At 63.4% G+C, this 24,635-nt stretch carries 28 protein-coding genes and 1 tRNA gene; 19 read left to right on the top strand and 10 right to left on the bottom strand.

Features of this window, described 5'->3' with window-relative positions; all coding sequences use genetic code 11:
* Positions 1 to 6: 6 nt before the first annotated feature.
* The 9 genes from CIT40_RS30735 (at position 7) to CIT40_RS30695 (ending at position 7,752) form a co-directional block, all read left to right on the top strand.
* Entirely contained in the window at positions 7 to 456 is a 450-nt protein-coding gene (locus CIT40_RS30735; RefSeq protein ID WP_094893032.1) for a DUF2948 family protein, read from the top strand.
* 147 nt (positions 457 to 603) lie between these two features.
* Entirely contained in the window at positions 604 to 1,899 is a 1,296-nt protein-coding gene (gene hisD, locus CIT40_RS30730; protein WP_094893031.1) for a histidinol dehydrogenase, read from the top strand.
* Complete coding sequence (locus CIT40_RS30725) at positions 1,896 to 2,393, top strand: UPF0262 family protein (RefSeq protein WP_094893030.1); 498 nt, start codon at positions 1,896 to 1,898, stop codon at positions 2,391 to 2,393. Before hisD ends, CIT40_RS30725 begins: the two co-directional genes overlap by 4 nt.
* A 70-nt stretch (positions 2,394 to 2,463) precedes the next feature.
* Complete coding sequence (locus tag CIT40_RS30720) at positions 2,464 to 2,931, top strand: arsenate-mycothiol transferase ArsC (RefSeq protein ID WP_094893029.1); 468 nt, start codon at positions 2,464 to 2,466, stop codon at positions 2,929 to 2,931.
* A gap of 158 nt (positions 2,932 to 3,089) precedes the next feature.
* Positions 3,090 to 3,719 carry a Maf-like protein gene (locus tag CIT40_RS30715; RefSeq protein ID WP_094893028.1) on the top strand — a complete coding sequence of 210 codons (630 nt, stop codon included), beginning with the start codon at positions 3,090 to 3,092 and terminating at the stop codon, positions 3,717 to 3,719.
* 136 nt (positions 3,720 to 3,855) lie between these two features.
* Positions 3,856 to 4,038, top strand: coding sequence for a DNA gyrase inhibitor YacG (gene yacG / locus CIT40_RS30710; protein ID WP_094893027.1), 183 nt, complete (start codon positions 3,856 to 3,858; stop codon positions 4,036 to 4,038).
* A gap of 174 nt (positions 4,039 to 4,212) precedes the next feature.
* Positions 4,213 to 4,288, top strand: a tRNA-Phe gene (locus tag CIT40_RS30705).
* A gap of 369 nt (positions 4,289 to 4,657) precedes the next feature.
* On the top strand, positions 4,658 to 5,278 hold the full coding sequence (locus tag CIT40_RS30700) for a hypothetical protein (RefSeq protein WP_148667242.1): 621 nt from the start codon (positions 4,658 to 4,660) through the stop codon (positions 5,276 to 5,278).
* Entirely contained in the window at positions 5,275 to 7,752 is a 2,478-nt protein-coding gene (locus tag CIT40_RS30695; protein WP_094893026.1) for a tetratricopeptide repeat protein, read from the top strand. Before CIT40_RS30700 ends, CIT40_RS30695 begins: the two co-directional genes overlap by 4 nt.
* Positions 7,753 to 7,804: 52 nt before the next feature.
* Here CIT40_RS30695 and CIT40_RS30690 read toward each other — a convergent pair whose 3' ends face one another.
* From CIT40_RS30690 to CIT40_RS30680, 3 genes are read right to left on the bottom strand one after another with little or no spacing between them, the layout of a single operon-like run.
* Entirely contained in the window at positions 7,805 to 9,022 is a 1,218-nt protein-coding gene (locus CIT40_RS30690) for an SAM-dependent methyltransferase (protein ID WP_094893025.1), read from the bottom strand.
* Between the two features lie 3 nt (positions 9,023 to 9,025).
* A complete protein-coding gene (locus CIT40_RS30685; RefSeq protein ID WP_094893024.1) occupies positions 9,026 to 9,814 on the bottom strand; it encodes a DUF1365 domain-containing protein in 789 nt (262 codons plus the stop codon).
* Positions 9,815 to 9,818: 4 nt separating this feature from the next.
* Positions 9,819 to 11,132 carry an NAD(P)/FAD-dependent oxidoreductase gene (locus CIT40_RS30680; RefSeq protein ID WP_094893023.1) on the bottom strand — a complete coding sequence of 438 codons (1,314 nt, stop codon included), beginning with the start codon at positions 11,130 to 11,132 and terminating at the stop codon, positions 9,819 to 9,821.
* Positions 11,133 to 11,291: 159 nt separating this feature from the next.
* On the opposite strand from CIT40_RS30680, the gene CIT40_RS30675 reads away from it, so the two are divergent.
* Both CIT40_RS30675 and CIT40_RS30670 read left to right on the top strand, forming a co-directional pair.
* Positions 11,292 to 12,092, top strand: a complete 801-nt coding sequence (locus CIT40_RS30675; protein WP_094893022.1) for a DUF1295 domain-containing protein — start codon at positions 11,292 to 11,294, stop codon at positions 12,090 to 12,092.
* Positions 12,093 to 12,209: 117 nt separating this feature from the next.
* Complete coding sequence (locus CIT40_RS30670; protein WP_094893021.1) at positions 12,210 to 12,611, top strand: DUF2177 family protein; 402 nt, start codon at positions 12,210 to 12,212, stop codon at positions 12,609 to 12,611.
* A gap of 36 nt (positions 12,612 to 12,647) precedes the next feature.
* Here CIT40_RS30670 and CIT40_RS30665 read toward each other — a convergent pair whose 3' ends face one another.
* From CIT40_RS30665 to CIT40_RS30650, 4 genes are all read right to left on the bottom strand, one after another.
* Complete coding sequence (locus CIT40_RS30665) at positions 12,648 to 12,947, bottom strand: hypothetical protein (protein WP_094893020.1); 300 nt, start codon at positions 12,945 to 12,947, stop codon at positions 12,648 to 12,650.
* Positions 12,948 to 12,966: 19 nt separating this feature from the next.
* Positions 12,967 to 13,551, bottom strand: coding sequence for an RNA polymerase sigma factor (locus tag CIT40_RS30660; protein WP_094893019.1), 585 nt, complete (start codon positions 13,549 to 13,551; stop codon positions 12,967 to 12,969).
* Positions 13,552 to 13,627: 76 nt separating this feature from the next.
* Positions 13,628 to 14,269, bottom strand: a complete 642-nt coding sequence (locus tag CIT40_RS30655) for a ChrR family anti-sigma-E factor (protein WP_094893018.1) — start codon at positions 14,267 to 14,269, stop codon at positions 13,628 to 13,630.
* Entirely contained in the window at positions 14,266 to 14,811 is a 546-nt protein-coding gene (locus CIT40_RS30650; RefSeq protein ID WP_094893017.1) for a sigma-70 family RNA polymerase sigma factor, read from the bottom strand. Before CIT40_RS30650 ends, CIT40_RS30655 begins: the two co-directional genes overlap by 4 nt.
* Before the next feature lie 299 nt (positions 14,812 to 15,110).
* On the opposite strand from CIT40_RS30650, the gene CIT40_RS30645 reads away from it, so the two are divergent.
* From CIT40_RS30645 to CIT40_RS30620, 6 genes are all read left to right on the top strand, one after another.
* The gene (locus CIT40_RS30645; RefSeq protein WP_094893016.1) at positions 15,111 to 15,359 is read left to right on the top strand and encodes a hypothetical protein; all 249 of its coding nucleotides are present in this window, start codon (positions 15,111 to 15,113) and stop codon (positions 15,357 to 15,359) included.
* A gap of 110 nt (positions 15,360 to 15,469) precedes the next feature.
* Positions 15,470 to 15,967 (top strand): hypothetical protein, encoded by a 498-nt coding sequence (locus tag CIT40_RS30640; protein WP_094893175.1) that lies wholly within the window; start codon positions 15,470 to 15,472, stop codon positions 15,965 to 15,967.
* A 167-nt stretch (positions 15,968 to 16,134) separates the two neighbouring features.
* A complete protein-coding gene (locus CIT40_RS30635; RefSeq protein ID WP_094893015.1) occupies positions 16,135 to 16,314 on the top strand; it encodes a hypothetical protein in 180 nt (59 codons plus the stop codon).
* 176 nt (positions 16,315 to 16,490) lie between these two features.
* Positions 16,491 to 17,153 (top strand): FABP family protein, encoded by a 663-nt coding sequence (locus CIT40_RS30630; RefSeq protein ID WP_094893014.1) that lies wholly within the window; start codon positions 16,491 to 16,493, stop codon positions 17,151 to 17,153.
* 21 nt (positions 17,154 to 17,174) lie between these two features.
* Complete coding sequence (locus CIT40_RS30625; protein WP_094893174.1) at positions 17,175 to 17,882, top strand: RibD family protein; 708 nt, start codon at positions 17,175 to 17,177, stop codon at positions 17,880 to 17,882.
* A gap of 9 nt (positions 17,883 to 17,891) precedes the next feature.
* On the top strand, positions 17,892 to 19,163 hold the full coding sequence (locus CIT40_RS30620; protein WP_094893013.1) for a flavin monoamine oxidase family protein: 1,272 nt from the start codon (positions 17,892 to 17,894) through the stop codon (positions 19,161 to 19,163).
* A gap of 34 nt (positions 19,164 to 19,197) precedes the next feature.
* Here the strand turns inward: CIT40_RS30620 and CIT40_RS30615 are convergent, their stop codons facing one another.
* A complete protein-coding gene (locus CIT40_RS30615) occupies positions 19,198 to 19,515 on the bottom strand; it encodes a hypothetical protein (protein ID WP_162307752.1) in 318 nt (105 codons plus the stop codon).
* Positions 19,516 to 19,681: 166 nt separating this feature from the next.
* Positions 19,682 to 20,251 carry a cysteine hydrolase family protein gene (locus tag CIT40_RS30610; RefSeq protein ID WP_094893011.1) on the bottom strand — a complete coding sequence of 190 codons (570 nt, stop codon included), beginning with the start codon at positions 20,249 to 20,251 and terminating at the stop codon, positions 19,682 to 19,684.
* 200 nt (positions 20,252 to 20,451) lie between these two features.
* Between CIT40_RS30610 and CIT40_RS30605 the strand changes: the two genes are divergently transcribed.
* Positions 20,452 to 22,278 (top strand): AMP-dependent synthetase/ligase, encoded by a 1,827-nt coding sequence (locus tag CIT40_RS30605; RefSeq protein WP_162307909.1) that lies wholly within the window; start codon positions 20,452 to 20,454, stop codon positions 22,276 to 22,278.
* Positions 22,279 to 22,372: 94 nt separating this feature from the next.
* On the top strand, positions 22,373 to 23,932 hold the full coding sequence (locus CIT40_RS30600; protein WP_094893009.1) for an oleate hydratase: 1,560 nt from the start codon (positions 22,373 to 22,375) through the stop codon (positions 23,930 to 23,932).
* Between the two features lie 3 nt (positions 23,933 to 23,935).
* On the opposite strand, the gene CIT40_RS30595 is transcribed toward CIT40_RS30600, so the two are convergent.
* Entirely contained in the window at positions 23,936 to 24,532 is a 597-nt protein-coding gene (locus tag CIT40_RS30595) for a hypothetical protein (RefSeq protein WP_162307751.1), read from the bottom strand.
* Between the last annotated feature and the right edge of the window lie 103 nt (positions 24,533 to 24,635).

Raw genomic sequence — 24,635 nt, 5'->3', positions numbered from 1 at the left:
TTGGCGATGTCGCCCCAGCTCAAACTGATCGCCCTCGACGCCGACGATCTCGCCGTGATCTCGACCCATGTCCAGGATGCCCGGGTCCAGGTCTCCGACATCATCTGGCGGCAGAGCGAGAAGCGGCTCGTGGTCGGCATGAGCCGGCTGGACTGGGAGCAGACGCTGGAAGGACAGACCGAGCCGCGCCGGCTGGTCTCTGCGCTGCGCTTCGACCGCGTCCTTGCCTGCAAGGCGCGCAACATCGATTTGGCTGCGCCCGAGAAGGTCATGGACCTCGTCGGCATCGAATTTCACCCGAGGGATGGGCTTGAGAGGGAGCCCGGCGGCAGCGCCCTGCTGTTGTTCGCGGAAGGCGGCGCCGTCCGGCTCGACGTCGAATGCCTCGAATGCGAGCTGACGGACCTCGGGGACGACGTGCTGGGAACGGGGCTGGAGATCGAGGGGGAGCTGTGAGGACCCCCGGTATGCCAGCCGCGTCGCCTCGGGCCCGTGCCCGAACGGCCGGCTTGCGAGGGTTGACGCCGCTTCCCCGCCGCGCCATTGAGCAGGGGACATGGTGCGCCAATCCGCCCCAACGACCAGCCGGAAGCCAAGCCAGACATGCCCGTTCGCCTCGACCGCAGCAGCGCCGATTTTGACCAGCGATTCGCGGCCTTCCTCGCCGCCAAGCGCGAGGTCTCGGCCGACGTCGAAGCCGCCGCGCGCGCGATCGTCGACGACGTGGCCAGGCGGGGCGATGCAGCGCTGCTGGAGGCCACCGCCAAGTTCGACCGCCTGAAGCTTGACGCATCCGGCCTGCGCATTACCGGCGACGAGATCGAGGCGGCGACCAAGGCCTGCGAGCCTGCGACGCTGGATGCGCTCAAGCTCGCGCGGGACCGCATCGAGACCTATCACCGCCGGCAGCTGCCGCAGGACGAGCGCTTCACCGACGCGCTCGGCGTCGAACTCGGCTGGCGCTACACCGCGATCGAATCGGCCGGCCTCTATGTACCCGGCGGCACCGCGGCCTATCCGTCCTCGGTGCTCATGAACGCGGTGCCTGCGAGGGTCGCCGGCGTCTCGCGCCTCGTGATGGTGGTGCCTTCGCCGGACGGCAAGCTCAATCCGCTGGTGCTGGCGGCGGCGTATCTCGGCGGCGTCACCGAGATCTATCGCGTCGGCGGCGCGCAAGCCGTGGCGGCGCTGGCGCACGGCACCGCGACGATTGCGCCAGTCGCAAAGATCGTCGGCCCCGGCAACGCCTATGTCGCCGCCGCCAAGCGGCTGGTGTTCGGCAAGGTCGGCATCGACATGATCGCAGGTCCCTCCGAGGTGCTGGTGATCGCCGACGACACCGGCAATGCCGACTGGATCGCCGCCGATCTCCTCGCACAGGCCGAGCACGATGCCAGCGCGCAGTCGATCCTGATCACCGATTCCGCGCGCCTTGCCGCCGACGTCGAGAAGGCGGTCGAGGCGCAGCTGAAGACGCTGCCGCGCGCCGCGATCGCAGCCAGCTCCTGGGCCGATTTCGGCGCCGTCATCATGGTGAAGAACCTCACCGACGCCATTCCGCTCGCGGACGCCATCGCCGCCGAGCATCTCGAGATCATGACCGTGGATCCCGACGCGCTGGCCGCGAAGATACGCAATGCCGGCGCGGTGTTCCTCGGGCCGCATACGCCGGAGGCGATCGGTGATTATGTCGGCGGCTCCAACCACGTGCTGCCGACGGCGCGCTCGGCGCGATTCTCCTCGGGCCTGTCGGTGCACGACTTCATCAAGCGCACCTCGATCCTGAAATGCGGCCCGGATCAACTGCGTGCACTCGGACCTGCCGCGATGACGCTCGGCAAGGCCGAGGGGCTTGACGCCCATTCGCGTTCGATTGGATTGCGCCTCAATCTGTCATGACAGAGCTGCCCGAACAGGACGACTCCAGCAATCGCATCGTCGGCGTCACGCTCGACGAGGACTCGATCGGCCGTTCCGGGCCCGACATCGAGCACGAGCGCGCGATTGCGATCTACGACCTGATCGAGCAGAACCTGTTCGCGCCCGACGGCGCGGAAGGGCAGGGCCCGTTCACGCTGCATCTCGGCATCACCGGCAACCGCCTGATGTTCGACATCCGCCGCGAGGACGGCACGCCCGTGGTCGCGCATCTGTTGTCGCTGACGCCGTTCCGGCGGATCGTGAAGGACTATTTCATGATCTGCGACAGCTATTACCAGGCGATCCGCACCGCGACCCCCGACAAGATCGAGGCCATCGACATGGGCCGCCGCGGCATCCATGACGAGGGATCGCGCACGCTGCAGGAGCGGCTGAAGGGCAAGGTGCGGGTCGATTTCGAGACTTCGCGCCGGCTGTTCACGCTCATTACCGTCCTGCATTGGAAGGGGTAAGCGCATGATCCCGAAAAGTGGGAACCGGTTTTCGGATCGGATCATGCGCAAAAATAACAGAGCGTAAGCGATGGCTGCGCCGCCACGCGCAAGCAGTCCGCAGTCCGTGCTGTTCGCCTGTGCGATGAACAGCGTGCGTTCGCCGATGGCCGAGAGCCTGCTGCAGCACATGTTTCCGCAAGGCCTCTACGTGAAGTCGGCCGGGGCGCGGAAAGGCGAGCTTGATCCGTTCGCGGTGTCGGTGATGGCCGAGCTCGGCCAGGACATCTCCGCCCACAAGCCGCAGACCTTCGAGGAGCTCGAGGACTGGGAGGGGCTGAATTTCGACCTCATCATCACGCTCTCGCCGGAGGCGCACCACAAGGCGCTGGAGCTGACGCGGACGCTGGCGGCCGACGTCGAATACTGGCCGACGCAGGACCCCACCACCATCGAGGGCAGCCGCGACCAGAAGCTCGCCGCCTATCGCGAGGTCTGCGATCAGCTCTTGATGCGCATCCGCAGGCGCTTCGCGAAATTGGGCTCGGCGCCAGTCTGACACGAGGCCTTGCGTAACACCCGCGTCACAGAGCGCAGGCAGATGCGTGGTCGGAAACCTCGAATCGTCAAACCCGGGGTTCCCGGGTTGTGAAATCAGCCCCCTTCCGATAGGTTCCGCGCGCAATTCACCCCCTGCTCATTCCCCCAAATCACCTGATGCTTGGCCGCCCCAAATTCGTACTTGCCTCCGGTTCGCCGCGGCGCCTGTCGCTGCTCAACCAGGCCGGCATCGAGCCGGATGCGCTCCGGCCGGCCGACGTCGATGAGACGCCGAAGCGGGGCGAGCTGCCGCGCGCCTGCGCCAACCGGCTCGCGCGGGCCAAGGCCGACGCGGCGCTCAAATCGGTGCAGCTCGACGACGAGCTGCGCGGCGCCTTCATCCTCGCCGCCGACACGGTGGTCGCGGTCGGCCGCCGCATCCTGCCCAAGGCCAATCTGGTGGATGAAGCCGCGCAATGCCTGCGCCTGCTGTCGGGCCGCAACCACCGCGTCTACACCGCGATCACCCTAGTGACGCCGCGGGAGGCGTTCCGCCAGCGCCTGGTCGAGACCCGCGTCCGCTTCAAGCGGCTCTCGGAAGACGACATCCAGGCCTATATCGGCTCCGGCGAATGGCGCGGCAAAGCCGGCGGCTACGCCGTGCAGGGCATCGCCGGCTCCTTCGTGGTGAAGATGGTGGGGTCCTACACCAACGTCGTCGGCCTGCCGCTCTACGAGACCACCACGCTGCTCGGCGGCGAGGGCTTTCCGATCCGCTTCGGCTGGCTCAACGCCACCGCGGTGTGAGCCGCTCGCCGAACAAAATCGCGAAAACAACCCCATGCACAGTAGAATGGCCTGACGGGGCGCAAGCGCCGCCGCCCGCGGAACCGTTGCCCGACAGGCTCTTGAACCCCTTCACACCCCGCAAACTGCCGACATCATGGACGACCCCGTCAAAAAGCCCGCCAGCCCGCTCAAGACCTGCCCGATCTGCGGCAAGCCGCAGTCCGAGGCGACCCGTCCGTTCTGCTCGTCGCGCTGCCGCGACGTCGACCTGAACCGCTGGCTGAAAGGCTCCTACGTCATCCCCGGCCGCGACGACGAAGTCGACGACGTAGAATGAATAACGACATCAATGAGTTATCTGATCATGCGCCCCGCCGCGCGCCAGCCGCGGCAGCTTGTGCACAGCCGGGCCGCGCCCGGCGAAGCCACTTGGCGAAGCCGGGTGGACAGGCCGCCCCTAGCCCACTATAAACCGCCCGCTCGATGGGCTTTGGCCCCTCTCTTGGAGCGCGCCCAGGTAGCTCAGTTGGTAGAGCATGCGACTGAAAATCGCAGTGTCGGTGGTTCGATTCCGCCCCTGGGCACCATTTTCCACTGTCGCTGATATGCTGCAGTTGATGGTCGGGAACTCAAGGCAAAATGCGCGTCGCGCGCGTATCGCGATTTACGGTTGCATATAGTCTAAATTCTCAGCACTGTTCAGACTGAAACAGCACCGTGGGGGCGGGGTGACTTTCCTTTGTACAGGATGCAATGAGCCTGTTGCGCAGGAATTGCGGTACTGCAGTGTTTGCGAGCGTGACGTTGGTTTCCCAAATGTCAGACGATCGCAAAGGGCAGACGAAAGCGAAGCGCTGATTGAGAGGGTGAGGCAGGCGCGAGCGTCTGCCGAAATAAGGGGCGCGACGGCTGTTCTTGACAGCTTTGTTCAGAAGGTTGGCGCCTCAAAGGCCGTGATGAACAGAAAGCTTACGACAATTCACTCCTGGCTTTCTTCAGATAGCCCGTACTTCTTGTCGTTTCACCCGCAGATCCGGGATCATTCGCTGCTAGCTCGGGATAACGTGTGGGATCAGCAACGAATTGCGGCGGAGAACACAGTTAATCCAATCTATTTCACCGAACTGAAATTTGCCGCTCTGAGCTTAGACCAACGCGGTCTGACATATTACGGGGCATACTGCGTAGTACTTCGCGAGCAATTAATCCAAGATAGGGCGAGTGTTTTCGAGGAAAATCCGTTCGTATTCAATCCAAAACATCACGTCTTTTCTAGTCAGCAACCCCCATTAGGCTATCGAGCTACTTGGCTGCAACGAGGGATGCTTGCTGAAGCCAAGCTGGCACATAAAATTTCGCCAGCTACGCGGGAAAATGACTTCATCACGATCCTAATGGGAGCCAATCGTGATGACGCTGATTGTGATTTTATAGAGGTTCATATTTATGGAATGCTTCACAAGAGAGCAATAGAGAGAGTGGTCGGCCCAAACCCCACCGATCAGTACGACCGTGCGATTTGGAATGACTGCAAGCGAAAATTGAAGTCGCTTGGTGCGACGGTAGAAGAAATATGATCGAAGCTTTGGTATCAGGCCAAGCTGCCGCCTACGCAATTTTGGGCAAGTCAACCGTTGTTCATCATTTAGGCGGTCATACGACGTCTTTGCCTAGGGGGGCGGTAGGCTTCGCCTTCCAAGGCTGCACGGATGTGCGACAGATCAAAGCGAAGTCAGAGAAGGAAGTTGCCGCGCTTTGCAAGCTAGAGCGAGACGTCGATCGTGCTTTGCGGCTTCTCTTGATGATTTTCGAGGACCCATTCGAAGAAGTTGAAACTCTTCGAGAATTACTCGATGCCCTAGTTGATCATCCATTCGTCATGGAAGGCCTTGAAAAGGCGATGTATGTCGCGACGCTTCCCATAAGGTGTGATGTGAGTGCCCTCGCCGAGGTTTTTCGACCGTCTCGTGTGCTATCTAGATTCTTCGAACAACTTTCAGCGGATCAACCACTAATTGCTAGAGTTAGAGAAGCGTTGGACGCTGTTCCAAAAAGCACATTCAAGACGGTGGCGAAGTACGAGGTGTTTCAAGCGGCAGTGTTTTCCGCTGGATTCCAGCGCGATCTAGTTTTGTCGCTACGTTCGGGCAAGCCGGTTGATCTGGCTATTTTGAAGTTCACAGGAGAACTCAGGCATATCGAGGGTGCACGAGATGCGATCCAACTATGGACCGCAGAAATGCGGTCAAATCGAAAGCCCCTCCCGTCAAACGCCCTTGAGGAAGAGGATGAGCTAGACCACCCGGAGCGCTCTTTCGGTGAGGCTGGAAGGAAGATACTAGAACGCGTTCTCATCCAGCAGAATGCAATCAGGGAGCGTCTGAAGAGTCGGGATTTAGAAGGAGCGCGAAGGTTTGCAAGGCAATTGATCGAACAGCAAGCGTCTAATTCGAGCAAGGAGCAAATTGGCAAGTCATTGAGCCGCCTATCGATCTTGGCGAAGCAACAGGGAGTGCCGGAACTCCAATTAGAATGGGCCGAACAAGCTGTCGAACAAAACCCTTACGATGCAATAACCTTCGCCCATCTTATCGATGCTCTAATCTGCTCCAATCGACTGCATGATGCGGAAAAGTTGGTCCACGAACTGGAGGAGAAGAGCGACACTTTGTTCCTGCGCACCGCAAGAGCGAGATTGCTTCGCGTCACGGGTCGTTATCCGGAGGCTCGCGAGAAGTACTTGCAGGCAGTATCCAGCTTCCCAAATGACCCCGAGGTCAGGCATGCGAAAGCTGGTGCTGTGGAGACCCTACGGGATCTAGGTCTCTACGATCTCGCTCTCAAAGAATATGAAGTGTTAGTGGCGGAAGATCCACTGAATCAAGTTTTTCAGTGTGGACTGGCGTCCGTGTGTATGGACTTGGGATTGTTCGATCGAGCAATTGCAGGCTTCAATAAGGCAGGCGACAGAAGGAACACTATCGCGCTAAACGGAAGGGCAACGGCATACAAATTGGCAGGAAAGTTTGATGCCGCTATCCGTCTATACGATCAAGTCATAGCAGAGTTCCCTAACGATGTAGTTAGCCTCTGTGGGAAGGCTGAGGTGTATAGGGCCCAAGGCGACTTGCTTCAGGCATTGAGCGCCTTCGAAACTGCAGTTGACCGTAGTCCATTTACCTCGGGTCCGGTTGCTGGGAAGGTAAATGTGTTACGAGACCTTGGCCGACTTGACGAACTTGAAGAATTCTTGGAAGCCGCGACTAAAAAATTTCCCTACGATCATGCAATTGCGTCGGGATATGCAGACGTTCTTCGAGTTACCGGTCAGCTTCCAAACGCACTAGCTGCCTATGATGCCGTTCTACAGAAATTTCCGTTTGCCATAAGTGCTAGGATGGCGAGAGCAAACGTTCTCAGGAGGTTAGATCGGCCCGAGGAGGCGCTGCGTGACTACAACCGCCTGTTGGCGGAGCGCCCTTACCTTGCCAGTGCAAAACACGCAAAAGCGTCTTTGCTCTTGGAAAAAGGCGATTACCACGCTGTGGAAGGTCTGATATCCGAGAGGCAGCCTCGAAGCTATGAAGAGTGGACGGGATTTTTTCTAAGGGCGATGCTGTATCAATCGAAGGGTCAAACCTTCAAGAGCATGAAGCTCCTGGAAGAAGGAATGAAGCGCACGCCATTCGCGAGACAGCGCAGACTGTTTGCGGCTGCCTTTAGCAGACAGAGAATACGGTCAGGAGAACCATCTCTCGCCGTTAAGTCTATCGATGCGAGTCCTAACGAAGTATCCAATATCATTCGCCTGCATGCGCTGGCTGCATCTGGTCGAGATATCTTGGCGAAAGAGGCTTGGAGCGCAATGTCGCACGCGAAGCCGCACATATCCTCCGAAATAATCGACCTCGCTGGTGAGATTGCACGCAGATATCGCGTGATTGAAGGCGGTCCCGAGAGAACAGTCGAATGGATCTACCAGATGGAAACAAAGCTTATGCTGGAAGAGGCGACGAGCGGCTCTTTCGAAATGAAACGAGCCGCTGCATGAAGGACAAACCTGCATCCGGCAAGGCTTTCGAAATATAGTCCGCTGAACCCCCTCACCCCCTCCGCGCAAACACCAGTTGCCCCACGTCGATCTTCCCGGCCCTGAACCCGGCCTCGCAGTAGCAGAGATAATATTCCCACAGCCGCCGGAACGGCTCGTCGAATCCGAGCGCGGTCAGGTCGGTCCAGGCTTGGCTGAAATTGTCGCGCCAAAGCGAGAGCGTCCGTGCGTAGTCCTGGCCGAACAGGCGCTCGCGAATGACCGGCATCTCAAAGCGTTCGCCGAGCGCGCGCAGGATGTTCGTCGACGGCAGCATGCCGCCCGGGAAGATGTAGCGCTGGATGAAGTCAACGCGCTGGCGGTAGCTGCCGAAGAGCTCGTCGCTGACGGTGATGGCCTGGATGCCGGCGAGACCGCCGGGCTTGAGCCGCTGGTTCAGCTGATTGAAATAGGCCGGCCAGAACTGCTCGCCGACGGCCTCGATCATCTCGATGGAGGCGATGCGGTCGAAGCGGCCGTCCTGGTCGCGGTAATCCTGCAATCGAATCTCGACCTTCTCGGCGAGCCCGGCCTCGTGGATCCGGCGCCGGGCAAAATCATGCTGCTCCTTGCTGATCGTGAGGGCGAGCACGCTGGCGCCGTAAGTCTTGGCGGCGAATTCGGCAAAGCCGCCCCAGCCGCATCCGATCTCGAGCACGCTCTGACCGGGCTGCAATTCGATGGCCTGCGCCAGCTGCTCGTATTTGTGCTCTTGCGCGGCGGGAAGGTCGGCTGTCTCGGCCGGAAACAAGGCCGATGAATAGGTCATGCTGGAATCGAGCCACGCCGCGAAGAACTCGTTGCCGAGATCGTAGTGACGGTGGATGTTGTGCCGCGATCCTTGCCGGGTGTTGCGGCGCAGGAGATGGACTGCCCGCCGGCACAGGCGGACCAGCATGTTGCCGGCAAAGGCGTTGTCGACCAGATCTTCGTTGAGACAGAGCACGTAGAGAAGCTGGGCAAGATCGGGCGTGGTCCAGTCGCCGCGAATATAGGCCTCGGCCATGCCGATATCGCCGCCGATAACGAGGCTGCGCGCGAACCTGTAATTATTGAGCTCGATCGTGGCCGACGGACCCGGAAGCTGGCCACGCAACGTCACCATCCTGTGGTCGGGCAGGCGCACGTGAACGGTGCCGCACCGAAGTTGCGACGCAAGGCGCAGGGCCAGTCGGCCAAAGAACGGGACGCCATCGAATTGCATGGCCTGATGGGTGGCTGCGAGGTCCATGGTCTAGATCTCACGTTGTTTCAAACGAGGCACGTAGGGAACACCTTTCAACCAGAGCCGCATCGCTTCCCAGTGAATGGCTGCGATGATCTTAAACGTCAGGAAGGGCAGGCCGACCAGCGCCGCCAGCAGGGAGCGGCTGGTCAAGGCCTGACGTCGTCCGAAGAAAGCTGCCGCAAACATCGCGCCCTGCTCGCTACTCTGCAGGATCCTGACTTTGACATCCTGCTGCGGTGGAGAAACGCTGAAGCGGTAACGTGTTTCCATCTCCATGAAGGGCGAGACGTAAAACTCCTTCGGCTGGCTTTGCCGGATGGCGCAGCCCGCGGCCGCCTCTTGCACCGGCAAGACGTAGGAATGCATTTCGCCGAAGGTGTTACGGACTTCGTAGATCAGCAGCGCAGGAGTGCCGGAGGCGCCGTAGCAAAAATAGACCGAAAGCGGGTTGAACACGTAGCCGAGCAGTCTGGGATAGCAGAGAAGCAGAACGCGGCCTCCGGAGAGGTCGATGCCGCGTTCCGCTGCGAGGCGCCGGACGTGTTGGCTGAGGCCCGCGCTGGTGCCTTCGCCGTGATCGCGCTCGTGGAAGCTGAAAGCCGCCGATCGATTGACGCCGAACAGCCGGGATTGGCGATCGGCTTCGTTCAACCGATCGAGGTCGATCAGCAGGCTCATCACGCGGTAGGTGAACCTGTGCTGCACGGGCCGCCATCGCGCGTGCATCACTTTTCCCCAATAGAGCGCAGCGGGCGCCGTTGCATCCTCCACTCTGGCTGGTTTGGCAGGAACCATCACTTTACTCGGCAGCGTCGGCCAGCAACGGCTCTGTCTGGCCCCACGGAACTTCGCTGCCAAGCGCCGCGGCAACCGAGATGCCGGCCTGCAAGCCGTCCTCGTGAAAGCCATAGCCGGTCCAGGCGCCGCAGAACCAGGTCCGGCGACGGCCCTGGATGGCGGGGAGCCGTCGCTGCGCCGCGAACGCCGCCAGATCGTATTGCGGATGGTCGAAGCTGAACTTTCCAAACGTCAGCTCGGCCGCCGGCTCGAAAGGAGGGTTGAGGCTGACGAACACCGGCTTGCGCTCGTCGATGCCCTGCAGCCGGTTCATCCAATAAGTCACCGCGACATCGTTCCGGGCAGCCGTGTGCCGCTGCCATCGCAGGAAGTTCCAGGATGCCCAGGCCTGCCGCCGTTTCGGCATGAGGCGGGCATCGCGGTGCAGGTAAATGGTGTTCGGAGCATACCTGATGGCGCCGAGAATGGAACGTTCCTCGGCATCGGCATCCGACAGCGCCGCCAGGGCCTGATCGCTGTGACAGGCCATCACCACGGCATCGTAACTTTCCTCACCGCCCTGACTGTCGCGGACGATCACGCCATGCCCGGTTCGGTCGATCGATGTGACTGCGCATCCCAGACGAATGTTGTGCGCGAACGAAGCGGTCAGCTTGTCGACATAGCGCCGGCTGCCACCCTCCACGGTCCGCCAGCGCGGTCGATCCAGGTGCAGGAGCCGGTGGTTGTCGAAGAAGGCGACGAAGTTCTCCGCCGGAAAGGACAGGATGTCGTCGGACGGGGACGACCAGATCGCGGCTCCCATCGGGCCGAGATAGTCGGAGAACAGCCGCGGCCCGAAGGATTGCCCGCTCAGATATTCGCCGAGCGTCAGGTTTTGCAGCTGGCCGGCACGCAGATCGGCAACGGCCTGCCTGTTGAACCGCGCAACCTCCGCCAGCATGCGAAAGTACGACGGCGAAGCGAGGTTGCGCGGCTGGGCGAACAGGCCGCGGGCGGTCTCCCATGCAGTCTCGCCGCCGCCCCGCCACTCGAACCGGCCCTGGTCGGCGGAGAGGGCGAAGCTCATGCAAGTCTCGACGGTCTTCACGCCCAGATGCGCGAACAGCGACGTCAATTGCGGATAATTCGTCTCGTTGAACACGATGAAGCCGACATCGACGTCGAGGGGCTTGCCGTCATAGTCGATTCGAACCGTGTGGCTATGTCCCCCTGGCTGTTGCTCGCGTTCGTAAACGGTGACGGCGTAACGCTTCGACAGGAGCCATGCGGCGGCATTGCCGGCGATTCCCGTCCCGATCACGGCCAAACGCATTCTCTTTCGCCCCCACTGCGGTACCGTCAGCTGCGGTCCTCGAAGCACCAGACAGGAAACGTTTGGCGGGAGGGCGCGGATCACTCGCCAGAGCCCAGCGCCGGGGGTGAAACCGCGGCCCGGACATGGCGTATCGACAGGGTCAATTCGGGTGAGGGCATGATCCTTCCGTACATTCAGGCGATCGGCTGCATGGCGCTGGCCTTCTGCCTCTTGATGGGACTGGCCTGGGCCGTCCAGCAGCGCACGGGCAATTCCGGCTGGGTCGACGCGATCTGGTCCTATTCGTGCGGTCTCGTCGGTGCGGCCGGTGCCTTGTGGCCGCTTGACGGCTCCTTGCAGGGCCGCCAAGTGCTCGTTGCAGGGCTTGTGCTGCTCTGGTCGGTTCGGCTTGGGACGCACATTGCGCGTCGTTCTGCAGCGGGGATCGACGATCCCAGATATGCAAATTATGCGCGCGAATGGGGAGCGGATGCCCCGCGCCGGATGTTCTTCTTCCTGCAATCACAGGCGCTGGTCTCGCTGCCGCTCCCTTTCGCCGTGTTCCTCGCAGCGCACGCGCCGGCGCCGGAACTGCGGCTGCAGGACTATATCGGCGTCGTCATCATCCTGATTGCCGTCGCTGGCGAGGACCTGGCGGACCGGCAGCTGCGGCGCTTCAAACACGACCCGTCAAGCAAGGGACAGGTCTGCGATGTCGGTCTGTGGCGCTGGTCGCGTCATCCCAACTATTTCTTCGAATGGCTGGGCTGGCTGGCTTACCCGGTCATCGCGCTATCGCCGGACTATCCATGGGGCTTGGCCAGCCTGGCAGCGCCCGCGATCATGTACTGGATCCTGGTCCATGTGACGGGCATCCCCCCGCTCGAGGAGCAGATGCTGCGGTCGCGCGGCGACCGCTTTCGCGCGTATCAGGCGCGCACCAGCGCATTTTTCCCCTGGCCGCCGCGCCGGATCTGAGCGGGCGTCTCGAAGGAGAGACGAAACCGCTCGAAGTGATCCGCCACGGCTTGTCGAGCGTTAATCTGACGACCGGCCGACAAGCGCGCCGGATGCAGCGCGACGAGACACACGGACATGAGTCTTTTTTTGATCTATCTGGCGGTGGCCGTGACCTTCGTTGCTGTCGACATGGTCTGGCTGACCATCATGGTCGACAAGCTGTATCGGCCCGTGCTGGGCGACATGTTGCGGGCTCAACCCGATCTTCCGGCCGCGGCCGCGTTCTATCTGCTGTATCCCCTCGGCCTGATCTGGTTCGCCGTGCTGCCTGCGCAGCAGGACGGCGGCGCGCTGCGCGCCTTCACATCCGGCCTGCTGCTCGGCTGCTTCACCTATGCGACCTACGATCTGACTAACCAGGCGACGCTGCGGAACTGGTCGACCGGGCTGACCCTTGCGGACGTCTGTTGGGGATCGTTCCTCGCGGGCATCAGCGCCTGGATCGGGTTTCTCGTCGCGCAAAAGCTGTCGCACTGAGCGACGGCGCCGGGCCACATCAGCGTGCCGATCGCGTCAGGTATGCGATCGGCCTCCGAGCTGCTCGACCGCCTCTCTGGTTTCCGCGATCTTGTCGGACAAGGATATGAAGGCCTTCTGAGCCTGCAGCTTCGACTCCTCGTCGAGCACGAGGCTCGCGAGATCGACCAATCGGTCGCCCATGCACTCCATGATTGCGAGCAGCCGGTCGACGCCGGCTGCAGGCTCGTCGGCCACGATTCGCTCGACTTCCCTCACGATGGTTTCGAGCCTTGCGATCGAGGAGACGAGCCGATCGCCTCCACGCCTGGGAAATTCAAGGATCTCTGCGTCCATGCGCGCTTCCCCGCCGCCTTCAGGCCGCCGCCATCGTGGCCAGGCAATCCTTGCGCACGACGAGAATGGTTCGGTGCAGCCAGGTCTTGATGGTGCCGACCGGCACACCGAAGCGCCGCGACAGGCTGGCGCGGCTCTCGCCTTCCAGATAGGCGAGAGCGACCAGCCTGCGGCGATCTTCCGGCAAGCGGGCCAGCGCACCGCGGGCAACGGGTTCGGCGCCGGCGTAATCGAATTCCTCGGTCGGCGACGGCGCAGCGTCTGTCGCGACCGCAAGCGCCTTCTCCAATTCAACGCTCGGCAGTCGCCGGGTCCGCAGATGATCGATGGCGGTGTTTCTGACGATCGCGGACATCCAGGCCATGGCGGGGGCCCGTCCGGAATCGAACCGGGCCGCGTTGCGCCATATCTTCAGGAAACTTTCCTGGAGGATGTCATCGACATCGTGCGGCGCGGCGCCAACGGCCAGCGCGATCCGGCCCAGCCTGCCGCGTGTCAGCGCATGAAGTTCCGCGAAGGCCCGTGTCTCGCCGGTCGAGACGCGGGCCAGCAGTTCGGGCAGTGTCTCGCCTGGTGCCTGGCTTGGCAGGTTCGAGCCGGCCATGTCCTGTCTCCGTTGCGTTTCCAAGAAAACGCTTCGGACGCAGGCCCGGATCACCCAAGAGCAGGACGAAGCATAATCACAGCCGTACGAACGGTCCGATCAGCCGGCCGAGGAAACCGTTCATGCGGAGGTCGCCGGTCATCGCGACCAGGCAGACGCAAGGTCCTTCGTCGCCGACGATGGGGCGATGATCGACCTCGTCGTCGCCATAGTCGAAATCCCCGGGGCCAAAGCGTCCGCCCTCGTGGCTGAAGCTGCCCTCGAGCACGAGCGTCAGCTCGGTGCCGGTGTGGCTGTGCTCGAGCATGCGCGAACCCGGCGCCGACCGAAGCAGGAAGGCGCGCGCCTCGCCCGAACCTGACAGCTCGATCGGTTGCATGCTGAGACCGGGCGCGACGCGCCGGCGCTTGCCGATGCGATAGTTTCGCAGTGCCGGCGGAAGATCATGGTCGATATCGGACGCGAGGGGAGGCGCGGCGGTCTCCGCCGGAGACAGATGAATTCGCGACATCACGCGGTCGAACGCATCGAGCGAGAGCGGCACCGGCTTGGCATCCTCCAGCGCGGCGCCCGCAAGCTGCTCGATGGCCCGCACGAAGCGGGCGCAGCGTGGGCAGCCAGCCACATGCACCCCGACGACCAGTTGATGGGCCTCTTCCAGATGGCCGGCCGCGAAATCGGCCAGAAGTTCTTCCGGCGGATGATGGCTGATCGTCATGCTTCTTCGTCCAAAATGTCTCGCAACCGGTTCATCGCGAGCCTGATCCTTGACTTGACCGTTCCGAGGGGAATCCCGAGCGTGCTCGCGATCTCCGGGTGCGGTCGCTCTTCGATGAACGACAGCCGCACCACCATGGATTGCTCTGCCGAGAGCTGCTTGATCGCCGCCGCGATCCGCGCCGCGTCCTGCACGCGCGACATCAGGACGTCGGCCGTCTCCGCTTGATCCGGCGCGTCAGGCAACTCGGAATCGGTTTGCAGCCGGTCTGTCCGCGCCCTGCGGCGGAACAAATCGATCCGCAGGTTGCGCGCGATCGTGAAGATCCAGGCCGGCGCGCCCGCCGTCGCGGGATCGAACTGGTGCGCCTTCCGCCACACGGCGATCATGGTGCTTTGGGCGATCTCTTCCGCCTCATCGGAGCTGCAACCGGCCTTGAGCATCAGCCCCTTGATGCGAGGCGCGAAATGCTCGAACAGCCGCTTGAAAGCCTCCCGATCGCCGTCGGAGGCGACGCGTCCGATCAAATCAGCCCAGTCCACGTTTGCTTTCGGCCCTTTGCTCGCACCAATCGACAGCCGCGCCGCAACCGTCCGGGGTAAACTGGCCTTAGCCCGGATCGGCACCTCTAAAGCCCGGATAGCAGCGATCATAGCGCCTCGACAAGCGACCTCTTGGGCTGAAAACGACCGAAGCCGGCCGCTGGATCACCGCGGCAATGCCCGTTGTTGCGGGTTCCACGACCTCGCGGAGATCGCGCTCCGCGTCTGGCACCCGGCTTGCTCCGTCATGACCAAAGCCGGGCCTCGGTGGAGAGGCCCGTTTCAGGTTGAGGCATGCGATGCAAGAAATGTCCCGTTCTGGTACTGCCGGCGAACACCGGCTCGATGCGCTGATCGCCGATTTGTGGTGGCGCGTTCGGCTGTTGAATACCGATATTCTCGAGGAGGAAGCCAAAGCCGGCGTGTTCGACGTGCTTGCGCCAACCTATCCGCTGCTTGCGCTCAACCTTCGCGCCCGGCGCGACAATCTGGTCTCGACGATCGGTATGCTGGAGGAGCGTGCGAAACCGGTGTCGGAAGCGGCTTGATGCGGTGATGCTGGGTTGTGCGGTGGCGTGCTGCAACTCAAAAAAGAACGTGATATCTTCCCTGTGGGGGGACCGAATTGACGGATCCCCGTATTTGGAAGGACAAGGTCATGACGTTGTCACGCTTTGTTGCCCGTCCCGCCGTCGCCGTCCCATCGATTGTCCTGCTGCTGTGCGGCCTGAGCAGCACGGCAATGTCTCAGCCGACGCCCGCCGACACCCGGCTTCCCAGCGTCACGGTCGAGGCACCGAAGCAGATGGCCAGAACCCACCGGCCCGCCAATCATGCAGCTGTCCGCAGCACCAGGGTCGGCGCGACCTCGCCAGCCGCGGCACCGGCTGCACCGAACTCGGATGTTGCGAAGCTTGCCAAGCTTGCCGCCACGACGAATAACTGCGTCGGCGGCTGCCAATCGAGCTTCAAAACGGGCAACCAGCCCTGGGTCGGCTGCAGCGCCACGGGCGGCGTTTACTCCGCCACTTGCCGCAACATCGGCAACTACAAGAGCTACGACGAGTGCAAGGAAGCCGGCCGCGTCACCGGCTGGCGGTCGGGTGAGACTTCGGCGTATTGTAGCAGCGTCGCGTTGGCGGCGGGCTGGCGTTGACATCGCTGCGGCTGCTCGCGTGCCCTCTCCTCCGATCGAACGACGCGCGATTTCCGGGGGAGGCGATGACCCAGCGCGTGACCCGTGACACATTTTTTTCTCACGGGTCAACCTAGCTTTGCCGTCAGGTGGTTCGCAGTGATCCACCAAGGCAAAGGACCAGACTCATGCGCAATACCATCCTTGCGACTTTCGTGGCGATCACCCTGGCAAGTGCGGTGACGCCCGCGAGCGCGCTGACCATCGTCCGCGATCATCGCGACCCGCCCATCGTGCGCGACCATCGCAATCAGACCATCGTCAGGGACCACCGCACGCAACCCGAGGTCCGCGATCACCGCCACTAAGCGTTCCGGCGGCGGAGCCGAACCGGATAGGTTCGGCTCCGCCGTTGTCTTCTCGAAAAGCACGACGACAGTTGCCTACACCGCGCCGATGCCCATTCGCGATTTTGTGGGTTGAGCACGCGCCAGGTTCCCGCCGTCATGCTATGGCTGACTCCGCAACTTCCCGCGAGGCCGCCATGCTCCCGATTCCCGCCGACATCTTCACCGAGCCCGAGGACGTCTCGCCGGACGGCCTCGCCAATCTCGGTCCGCTGCGCCGTCTCGCAGGGCATTGGCAGGCGGACAAGGGCATCGACATCAATCCGAAGGCGGAGGGGCCGGAGCGGCGGACCTTCATCGAGCGCATCCGGATGGACCCGATCGATCCGCAGGCCAACGGCCCGCAGCTGCTGTACGGGCTGCGCTATCACATCCACATCAACACGCCCGAGGAAGACATCACCTTCCACGACCAGGTCGGCTACTGGCTGTGGGAGCCTGCGACCGGCTTGATCATGCAGACTTTGGCGATTCCCCGCGGGCAGGTGCTGCTGGCCTCGGGCAAGGCCGGGCCCGACGACGGGACGATCTCGGTCACCGCCAAGCGCGGCGACACCGCCTACGGCATCTGCTCCACCGATTTTCTGGAACAGGCGTTCCGCACCGATTCCTACCGTTGCGACATCACCTTCAACGGCGACGGTAGCTGGACCTATCTGATCCAGACCGCGTTGTTCGTGCGCGGCGCGCCGTTCGACCATCGCGACACCAACACGCTGCAGCTCGTCGCGCCGCCACGGCTCAATCCGCTCGCGGTGATCGTGAATGATCGCGCCAGGGCCGATGGGCCGGCGGTGTGAAGAGTGGCGTCGGAGACCAGCATGAAGCCCTATGTCATCTGCCTGATGCATTCCAGCCTCGACGGTCGCACGCATCCCAGCCGCTGGCGCCCGAAGGGGGCGGGCACGGACTGGTTCGAGAAGATCCATGACGAACTTGGCGGCGATGCCTGGGTGATCGGTCGCGTCACCGGCTCGGAGTTCGCCAAGGGCCAGCCCTATCCCGCGACGGTCATGAAGCTGCCGCGTGAAAACTGGTTCGCGCGGCGCGATGCCAAGACTTATGGCGTCGTGCTCGACGCGCAGGGCAAGATCGGCTGGGGCCGTTCGGACATCGGTGGCGATCCGATCGTCGTCGTGTTGACCGAGGGCGTGCCGGATTCGCATCTCGCCGGCCTGCGCGGCGAGGGCGTGTCCTACATCTTTGCCGGCCAATCCGAACTCGATCTGGCGCTGGCGGTCGACATCCTCAGCCGCGAGCTCGGCGTGAAGCGCCTGCTGGTCGAGGGCGGCGGCGTCGCCAATGGCGCGTTCCTGCGGGCCGGTCTGATCGACGAGTTCAATTTGATCCTCAGCCCTGCGATCGACGGCGCAAGCGGCGCGCCCTTCGTGTTCTCTTCGACCGAGGCCGACAGCGACAAGCGCGCGCCGATCACGGCGATGACGCTCGAGAGCACGCGCGAGCTCGGCGGCGGCGTCCTGCTGCTGCGCTATCTGATCAAGAACGATCCGCAAGCCGTGAGCCGGTAACGCGCGGCCATGCCCGAAACAGCAGAGCATATCGTGATCGTCGGCGCCGGCGCCGCCGGCCTGATGGCGGCGCGTGAGCTGGCGCGGGCCGGCCGCAAGGTGACGGTGCTGGAGGCGCGCGAGCGCTGCGGCGGCCGCATTCATCCGTTGCCGGCTGCTGAATTCGGCTATCGCGCCGAAGGCGGCGCCGAATTCGTCCATGGCGAGGCGCCGGTCACGCGCGGATTGCTGCGCGAGGCCGGGCTGTCCCTTCACGAGATCGCAGGCGAGCGGTGGAGCTTTGACGGGACGGCGCTCTCGCGCGATGACCGCGACGATCCGCACGAGGGCGAACTGCAAGCCGTGCTTCGGGACCTGAAGGAAGATCTCCCCGTCGCCGAATTCCTGCGCCAGCATTTCGCCGGCGAGGACTATGCGCCGATGCGCCGTTCGATCGAGCGGATGGTCGAGGGCTATGACGCGGCCGACCCCGAGCGCGCCTCGACGCTGGCGCTGCGCGAGGAATGGATGGATGGCGGGCACGCTGCGCAGGCGCGCATCGATGGCGGCTATGGCGCACTGATCGACTTCCTGGCCGCCGATTGCCGCCGCCACGGCGTCATCATCCATCTCGGCTGCGTGGTGTCGGCGATCAAGGAGGACGGCGACAGGGCGGCCGTTCGCTGCGCCGGCGGCGATGTCCATGGCTGCGATCGCGTGATCCTCACCGTGCCGCTGCCGCTGCTGCGCGAGATGGCGCTGCCGGAGCGCGCGAGAGAGAGACTTGGCGCGGTCGGCGACATCGGCTTCGGCAACGTCATCAAGATCCTGCTGCGCTTCGCGCGGCCATGGTGGCGCGAACGGCAACGGGATCTCGCGGGCATGACGTTCCTGTTGTCCGACCAGGTCATCCCGGTGTGGTGGACGCAATATCCGAGCGGGCAGGCCGTGCTCACCGGCTGGTTCGGCGGCCCGCACACGACGGAGCTGGACAGCCTCGATCCGAAGGGATTGATCGAGGCCGGGCTCGATTCGCTCGCGATCATCTTCAAGCTGTCGCGCGAAGACCTCGCGCGCGAGCTCGTGGCGGCGGCGGCGACCAACTGGGCGCATGATCCCTCTGCCCGCGGCGCCTATTCCTGGGCGACGCCGCGAACGCGCGCCGCGCAGGAGATTCTCGCGCGTGCCGATGGTCTGCTGCTGTTCTCGGGCGAAGCGCTCTATCGCGGCCGTGACATGGGTACGGTGGAAGCCGCGCTGGCGAGTGGGGTCGAGACGGCCGGATTGATCCTGCGGGGGTAAAGAAAAAGGCCCGCATTTCTGCGGGCCTCATCTCTTACCAGCGTCCGCCGCCGAAGCTGAACGTCACGCCGGGACCGCCGCCGCCGTAATAGCCGTACGGTCCGCCGCCGTAATAGCCGTGATGCCGCGGGTAGTAGCCATAGTTCCGGTGATGCGGACGATAGTAGCCGTGATGGCGGTGGTGAGGACGCCAATGATGGTGATGGCGATGGCCATGGTGCCGGTGCTGCGCGCTGATGTCGGTCGATTGGGCGGCTGGCGCCTTGTTCGCGCTCGACTTGCCGGCCGCGTTTGCCGATCCGCCCGCAAGCGCCGCAGCTCCGACAGCGATCGCGACAATGAGATACTTCATGGTGTCGTCACTCCAGTTGAAAGTCGTGTGACAACAGATGGGCGCCGACTGCGTTCCGGCCAGCGCGGGCGTCGAAACGACGCAGCGCGCGGCGTGCGATTCGGGCGTGTGAGCGCTCCTCGCGAGATCTATTGCCGCATCATCGGCATGGATCGCATTGCTGCCATTACTTGGCCGCGAATGAGGCGACCACGTCGGCGCTTGTGACGATGTGCGCGAACTCGCCGTTGAGGTTCGACAGCGTCATCGCATGGATCTCCTCGGCGGAATGCTCGTCGCCGTCGGGTCCGATGCGGTCGAATGTCCATGTCGCATCGCGCACGAGCCATGCGGCGAAGCCGAGATTGCCGGCCATCCGCGTCGTCGTCTCCACGCAATGATTGGTGGTGGCGCCGCAGATCACGAGCGTGCCGATGTTGCCAGCGCGCAGACGCTGCTCCAGGTCGGTGCCGATGAAGGCGCTGTTGACGCGTTTGACGATCACGGTCTCGCCCGGCTGCTCGCGTGCCTCGTCCTTGACGGCATAGCCGGAACGCGACGGCAGAAACGACGAATTCGGCTTCGTGCCTTCATGGCGGATATGAAAGATCGGCGCGCCGTGCGTCCTGAAAGCCCGCAGCAGATCAGCGATGCGCGCCACCGCATCCGGATTGTTGCGCCGCTTTCCCGCCGCCTCCCATTCGTCGAACGCGCGCTGGACGTCGACGACGATGAGGGCGGGGACGGGGTGAGGCATGAAGAGCTTTCTCGCAAGGTTGTGGATCGAATATGCGGGGCGACGGGAATAGTGCGCAATGCCAAACTTCCCTCGTTTCGAGACCCGTAGCCCGGATGAGCGAAGATGGGCTGCTTGCTGAGGATCAAAGCGGCGAGGGCTGGCCGACCTAGTGTCGAGGCACCAAATGATCGGGAATCGATGAGATGCGAAAGGACGCCATGCCGGAACCGATGGGTCAACCGGACGGACTTGCCGGGATCAGGACGCTGCCGCAGCTGCTGCGCTGGCGCGTCAGGGCGACGCCGGCGGCGGAGGCGTATCGTCATTTCGATGCGACCGCGCAGCGCTGGGTCAGTCGGTCCTGGCACGAGATCGATGCGGAATTCGGGCTGTGGCGGCGGGCGCTGGCCATTGAGGCGTTCGCGCCGGGCGAGCGCGTCGCCATCCTGATGCCGAATGGCATTGCGCATATCGCCATGGACCAGGCGGCGCTGTCGCGCGGCCTCGTGCCGGTGCCGATGCATGCCGTCGACAACCCCGACAGCATCGCCTACGTCCTGGTCGATTCCGGCGCGCTGCTCCTGTTCGTCGATACGCTGGAGCGCTGGCAGGCGATCGTGGCGACCGGCCAGCCGCTCGACCATCTCAAGCGCATCGTGTGCGCGGATGCAGGCGGGCTCATCACGCCGGATGGGCGCATCGTCGGGCTCGACCACTGGCTCGCACAAGCATCCGACACGATCGCGCCGCTGCCCGATGTCGCGATCCAGCCGGACGATCTCGCCGCCATCGTCTACACCTCGGGCACGACCGGGCGGCCGAAGGGCGTGATGCTGTCGCACGGCAACGTGGTCGCCAATGTGAAGGCGATCGCGCAGCGCATCGCCGCCGAACCGGGCGACGTCTTCCTGTCCTTCCTGCCGCTTTCGCACACCTTCGAGCGCACCGGCGGCTATTACTACCCGATCGCGGCCGGCGCCTGCGTCGCCTATGCCCGCTCGGTGCCGCAACTCTCGGAGGATCTGAAGCATGTGCGGCCGACGGTGCTGGTCTCGGTGCCGCGGATCTACGAGCGCATCTACGCGCTGATCATGCAGCATCGCGCATCTGCGGGAAGCATCGAGCGCGCGCTGCTCGACCTCACCATCGCCGTCGGAGGCCGGCGTTTCGATGCGCGGCAGCGGCACGAAGCGCCCTCGTTGCTCGACCGCCTGGCCTGGCCGCTGCTGAAGCGGATCGTCGCCGACAAGGTGCTGGCCCAGCTCGGCGGCCGCCTGCGTGTCGCGGTCTCCGGCGGCGCGCCGATTGCGGCGCCCGTCATCCGCCTGTTCCTGGCCCTCGGGCTCGACGTGCTTCAGGGCTATGGCATGACCGAGACCTCGCCGGTGGTCTCCGTCAACACCATCGAGGACAATGATCCGCGCTCGGTCGGCCATGTTCTCGACGGCGTCGAGGTCAAGCTGGGCGAGAACGACGAATTGCTGGTGCGCGGCCCCAGCGTGATGCTGGGCTATTGGCACAAGCCGGAGGAGACGCGCCGCGTCAAGGACGCCGACGGCTGGCTCCATACCGGCGATCAGGCCCGCATCGAGAACGGGCGCATCACCATCACTGGCCGCATCAAGGACATCCTGGTGACATCGACCGGCGAGAAGATCGCGCCGGTCGATCTGGAGACCGCGATCCTCGCCGATCCCCTGTTCGAGCAGGCGCTGGTGGTCGGCGAGCAGCGGCCGTTCCTCACCGCGCTGGTCGTGCTGAATGCAAAAGCCTGGGTCGAGGAGAAGGAAAGGCTGGCTGCCAGCGGCAAGCAAGGCGGCGCGGCGGAACGGGCTGCTCTGCTGGCGAGGATAGCGGCGGCGGTAAAGGCCTATCCGTCCTACGCGACGCCGCGCGCGGTGTGGTGGACGCTGGACCCGTGGACCATCGCGAGCGGCCTGCTCACGCCGACGCTGAAGAACAAACGGCCCGCGCTCGAGCGTCGCTTCGCGGAGGAGATTGAACACGTCTATGCGAAGAAGCCCGCGGCGATAACGCCGACGTGATTTCGCCTCGTGTCCCGCTTGATCCAGCGCAATCTGGGCCGCTGCCCCGCGATGCAATGTCGTTCGTGAATTCGAACGATAATCGAGGCAAGTCATGAAGGCGTATTTCATCGGCGGTGGCATTGGATCGCTCGCGGGCGCAGCGTTCCTGATCCGCGACGCGCAACAGGCGGGGCGTGACATCGTGATCTACGAGTCGCAGCCGCTGGTCGGCGGCAGCCTCGACGGCGCGCAGCTCGCGAACGGCGCCTATTCGCTGCGCGGCGGGCGTATGCTGACCACCGACCATTACGAATGTACCTGGGATCTGCTCTCCAGCATTCCCTCGCTCGAGCATCCCGGCCTCAGCGTGCGCGACGAGACCATCGCGTTCAACGTGGAAAATCCGGCGGACTCGAAGGCACGGCTGGTGGACCGCAACCGTTTCAAGGTCGACGTCTCGCATATGGGATTTTCCGCGCGCGACCGGCTCGAACTGCTGCGGCTTACCGAGGCCTCGGAGGAGGCGCTCGGCAACAGCCGCATCACCGACTGGCTCTCGCCGAAATTCTTCGAATCCAATTTCTGGTACATGTGGCAGACCACCTTCGCGTTCCAGCCCTGGCATAGCGCGGTCGAGCTGAAGCGCTACCTGCACCGCTTCATGAGCGAGTTTCCGCGCATCGAGACGCTCGCGGGCGTCAAGCGCACCGTCTACAATCAGTATGATGCGATCGTGCGGCCGCTGGTCGACTGGCTGAAGCGGCAGGGCGTGCAATTCGTGCGCGGCACTGCAGTCACCGACATGGCGATCGAGGACGAGGACGGACGCCTGCGGGTGCGCCAGCTCGTGCTCGACCGCGACGGCCGCATCGCCAATGTCCGGATCGAGGACGGCGATCTCGTGTTCTTCCAGAACGGTTCGATGACGGACGCCTCGAGCCTGGGCACGATGACCGAGCCGCCGCCGCATCTGACCAGGAAAGACAGCAAGGGCTGGGCGCTGTGGGAGACGATCGCAGAGGGGCGTCCCGAATTCGGCAATCCCTCCGCCTTCAACCGCTCGATCCCGGAATCCTATTGGCTGTCCTTCACCGTCACCTGTCGCGATCCACGCTTCTTCGACCGGATGGAGGTGTTCTCCGGCAATGCGGCGGGAACCGGCGGCCTGGTGACATTCAAGGATTCCAACTGGTTGATGTCGGTCGTGCTCTATCACCAGCCGCATTTCACAGGGCAGCCGCAGAACGTGCAGGTGTTCTGGGGCTACGCGCTGCATCCCGACCGCGTCGGCAATTTCGTCGCCAAGCCGATGTCCGAATGCGGCGGCGCGGAGATCCTGAAGGAGCTGTGCGGCCATTTGAATTTCGATCCTGCGGTGTTCGAGGACGCGATCTGCATTCCCTGCCGCATGCCCTACATCACCAGCATGTTCATGCCGCGCAATTGGGCCGACCGGCCGCTGCCGGTGCCGAAGAATTCGGTCAACCTTGCGTTCGTCAGCCAGTTCGTCGAAATCCCCGACGACGTCGTGTTCACGGTGGAATATTCGGTGCGCGCGGCGCAGATGGCGGTCTATCAACTGATGAAGATCGATCGCCCGGTGCCGCCGGTGACGCGCCACGACAAGTCGCTCGCGGTGATCTTCGCGACGCTGGAGAAGGCGTTCGCGTGACGGCTACTTGAACGGATCCTGGATCGACGGTGCCGACTGCCGGATGCGGCGCACGCTCACCGGCGTGCCGTCCGAAACGAACAGGAGTTCGTACTTGCGGCCTTCGCTGTCGGTGGCGGAACAGGTGACGTCGTTGACCTTCTTCACGGCGAAATTGCCGGTCTGGCGGCAGAGGCCGGTGGAGCTCTGTTCGGCCGGCACCGGCAGGCCGTCGACCTTGGGGCGATCCTTGGAGTTGAGCAGCATGCGGTCGATCGGCAGCTCGTAGGAATTGTCATCGGCGCGCTTGCCGTTCTCGCCGGAGAACGACACCACGTGGCTGTGGTCGGCGGGATCGTCGACCGCGACCGAGAAATTGACCCGGCCCTTGTCGCCATGGGCGTAGGCCACCGTCTTGCAGCCGAAGGTGCGGCCGGCGACCTTGAACGTCTTGCAGTGGCCGGACATCAGCGCCAGCAGGTCGATGTAGGAATTCTGCAGGATTTGCGGGCCATTGATCCGAGTCGGGCTCAAAGTTTCGGCGAAACAAGGGCTTGCGACGGAAGCAAGGGTCGTGCTCAGCACCAGCGCGGCGACCTGCGGCTGTTTGCAGACGCGCATCGAGAATCTCGTCTCCGAGATTGAATCGCAAATTGATTGCGATCGCGTTTGTCCTGCAAGCTTTCTCTGGAATACCACCGCGCCACCCCGACGGCGATTCGTC

It is taken from the genome of Bradyrhizobium amphicarpaeae (assembly GCF_002266435.3).
Classification (GTDB): Bacteria; Pseudomonadota; Alphaproteobacteria; order Rhizobiales; family Xanthobacteraceae; genus Bradyrhizobium; species Bradyrhizobium amphicarpaeae.
This window is presented reverse-complemented; position numbering and strand designations above follow the sequence as displayed.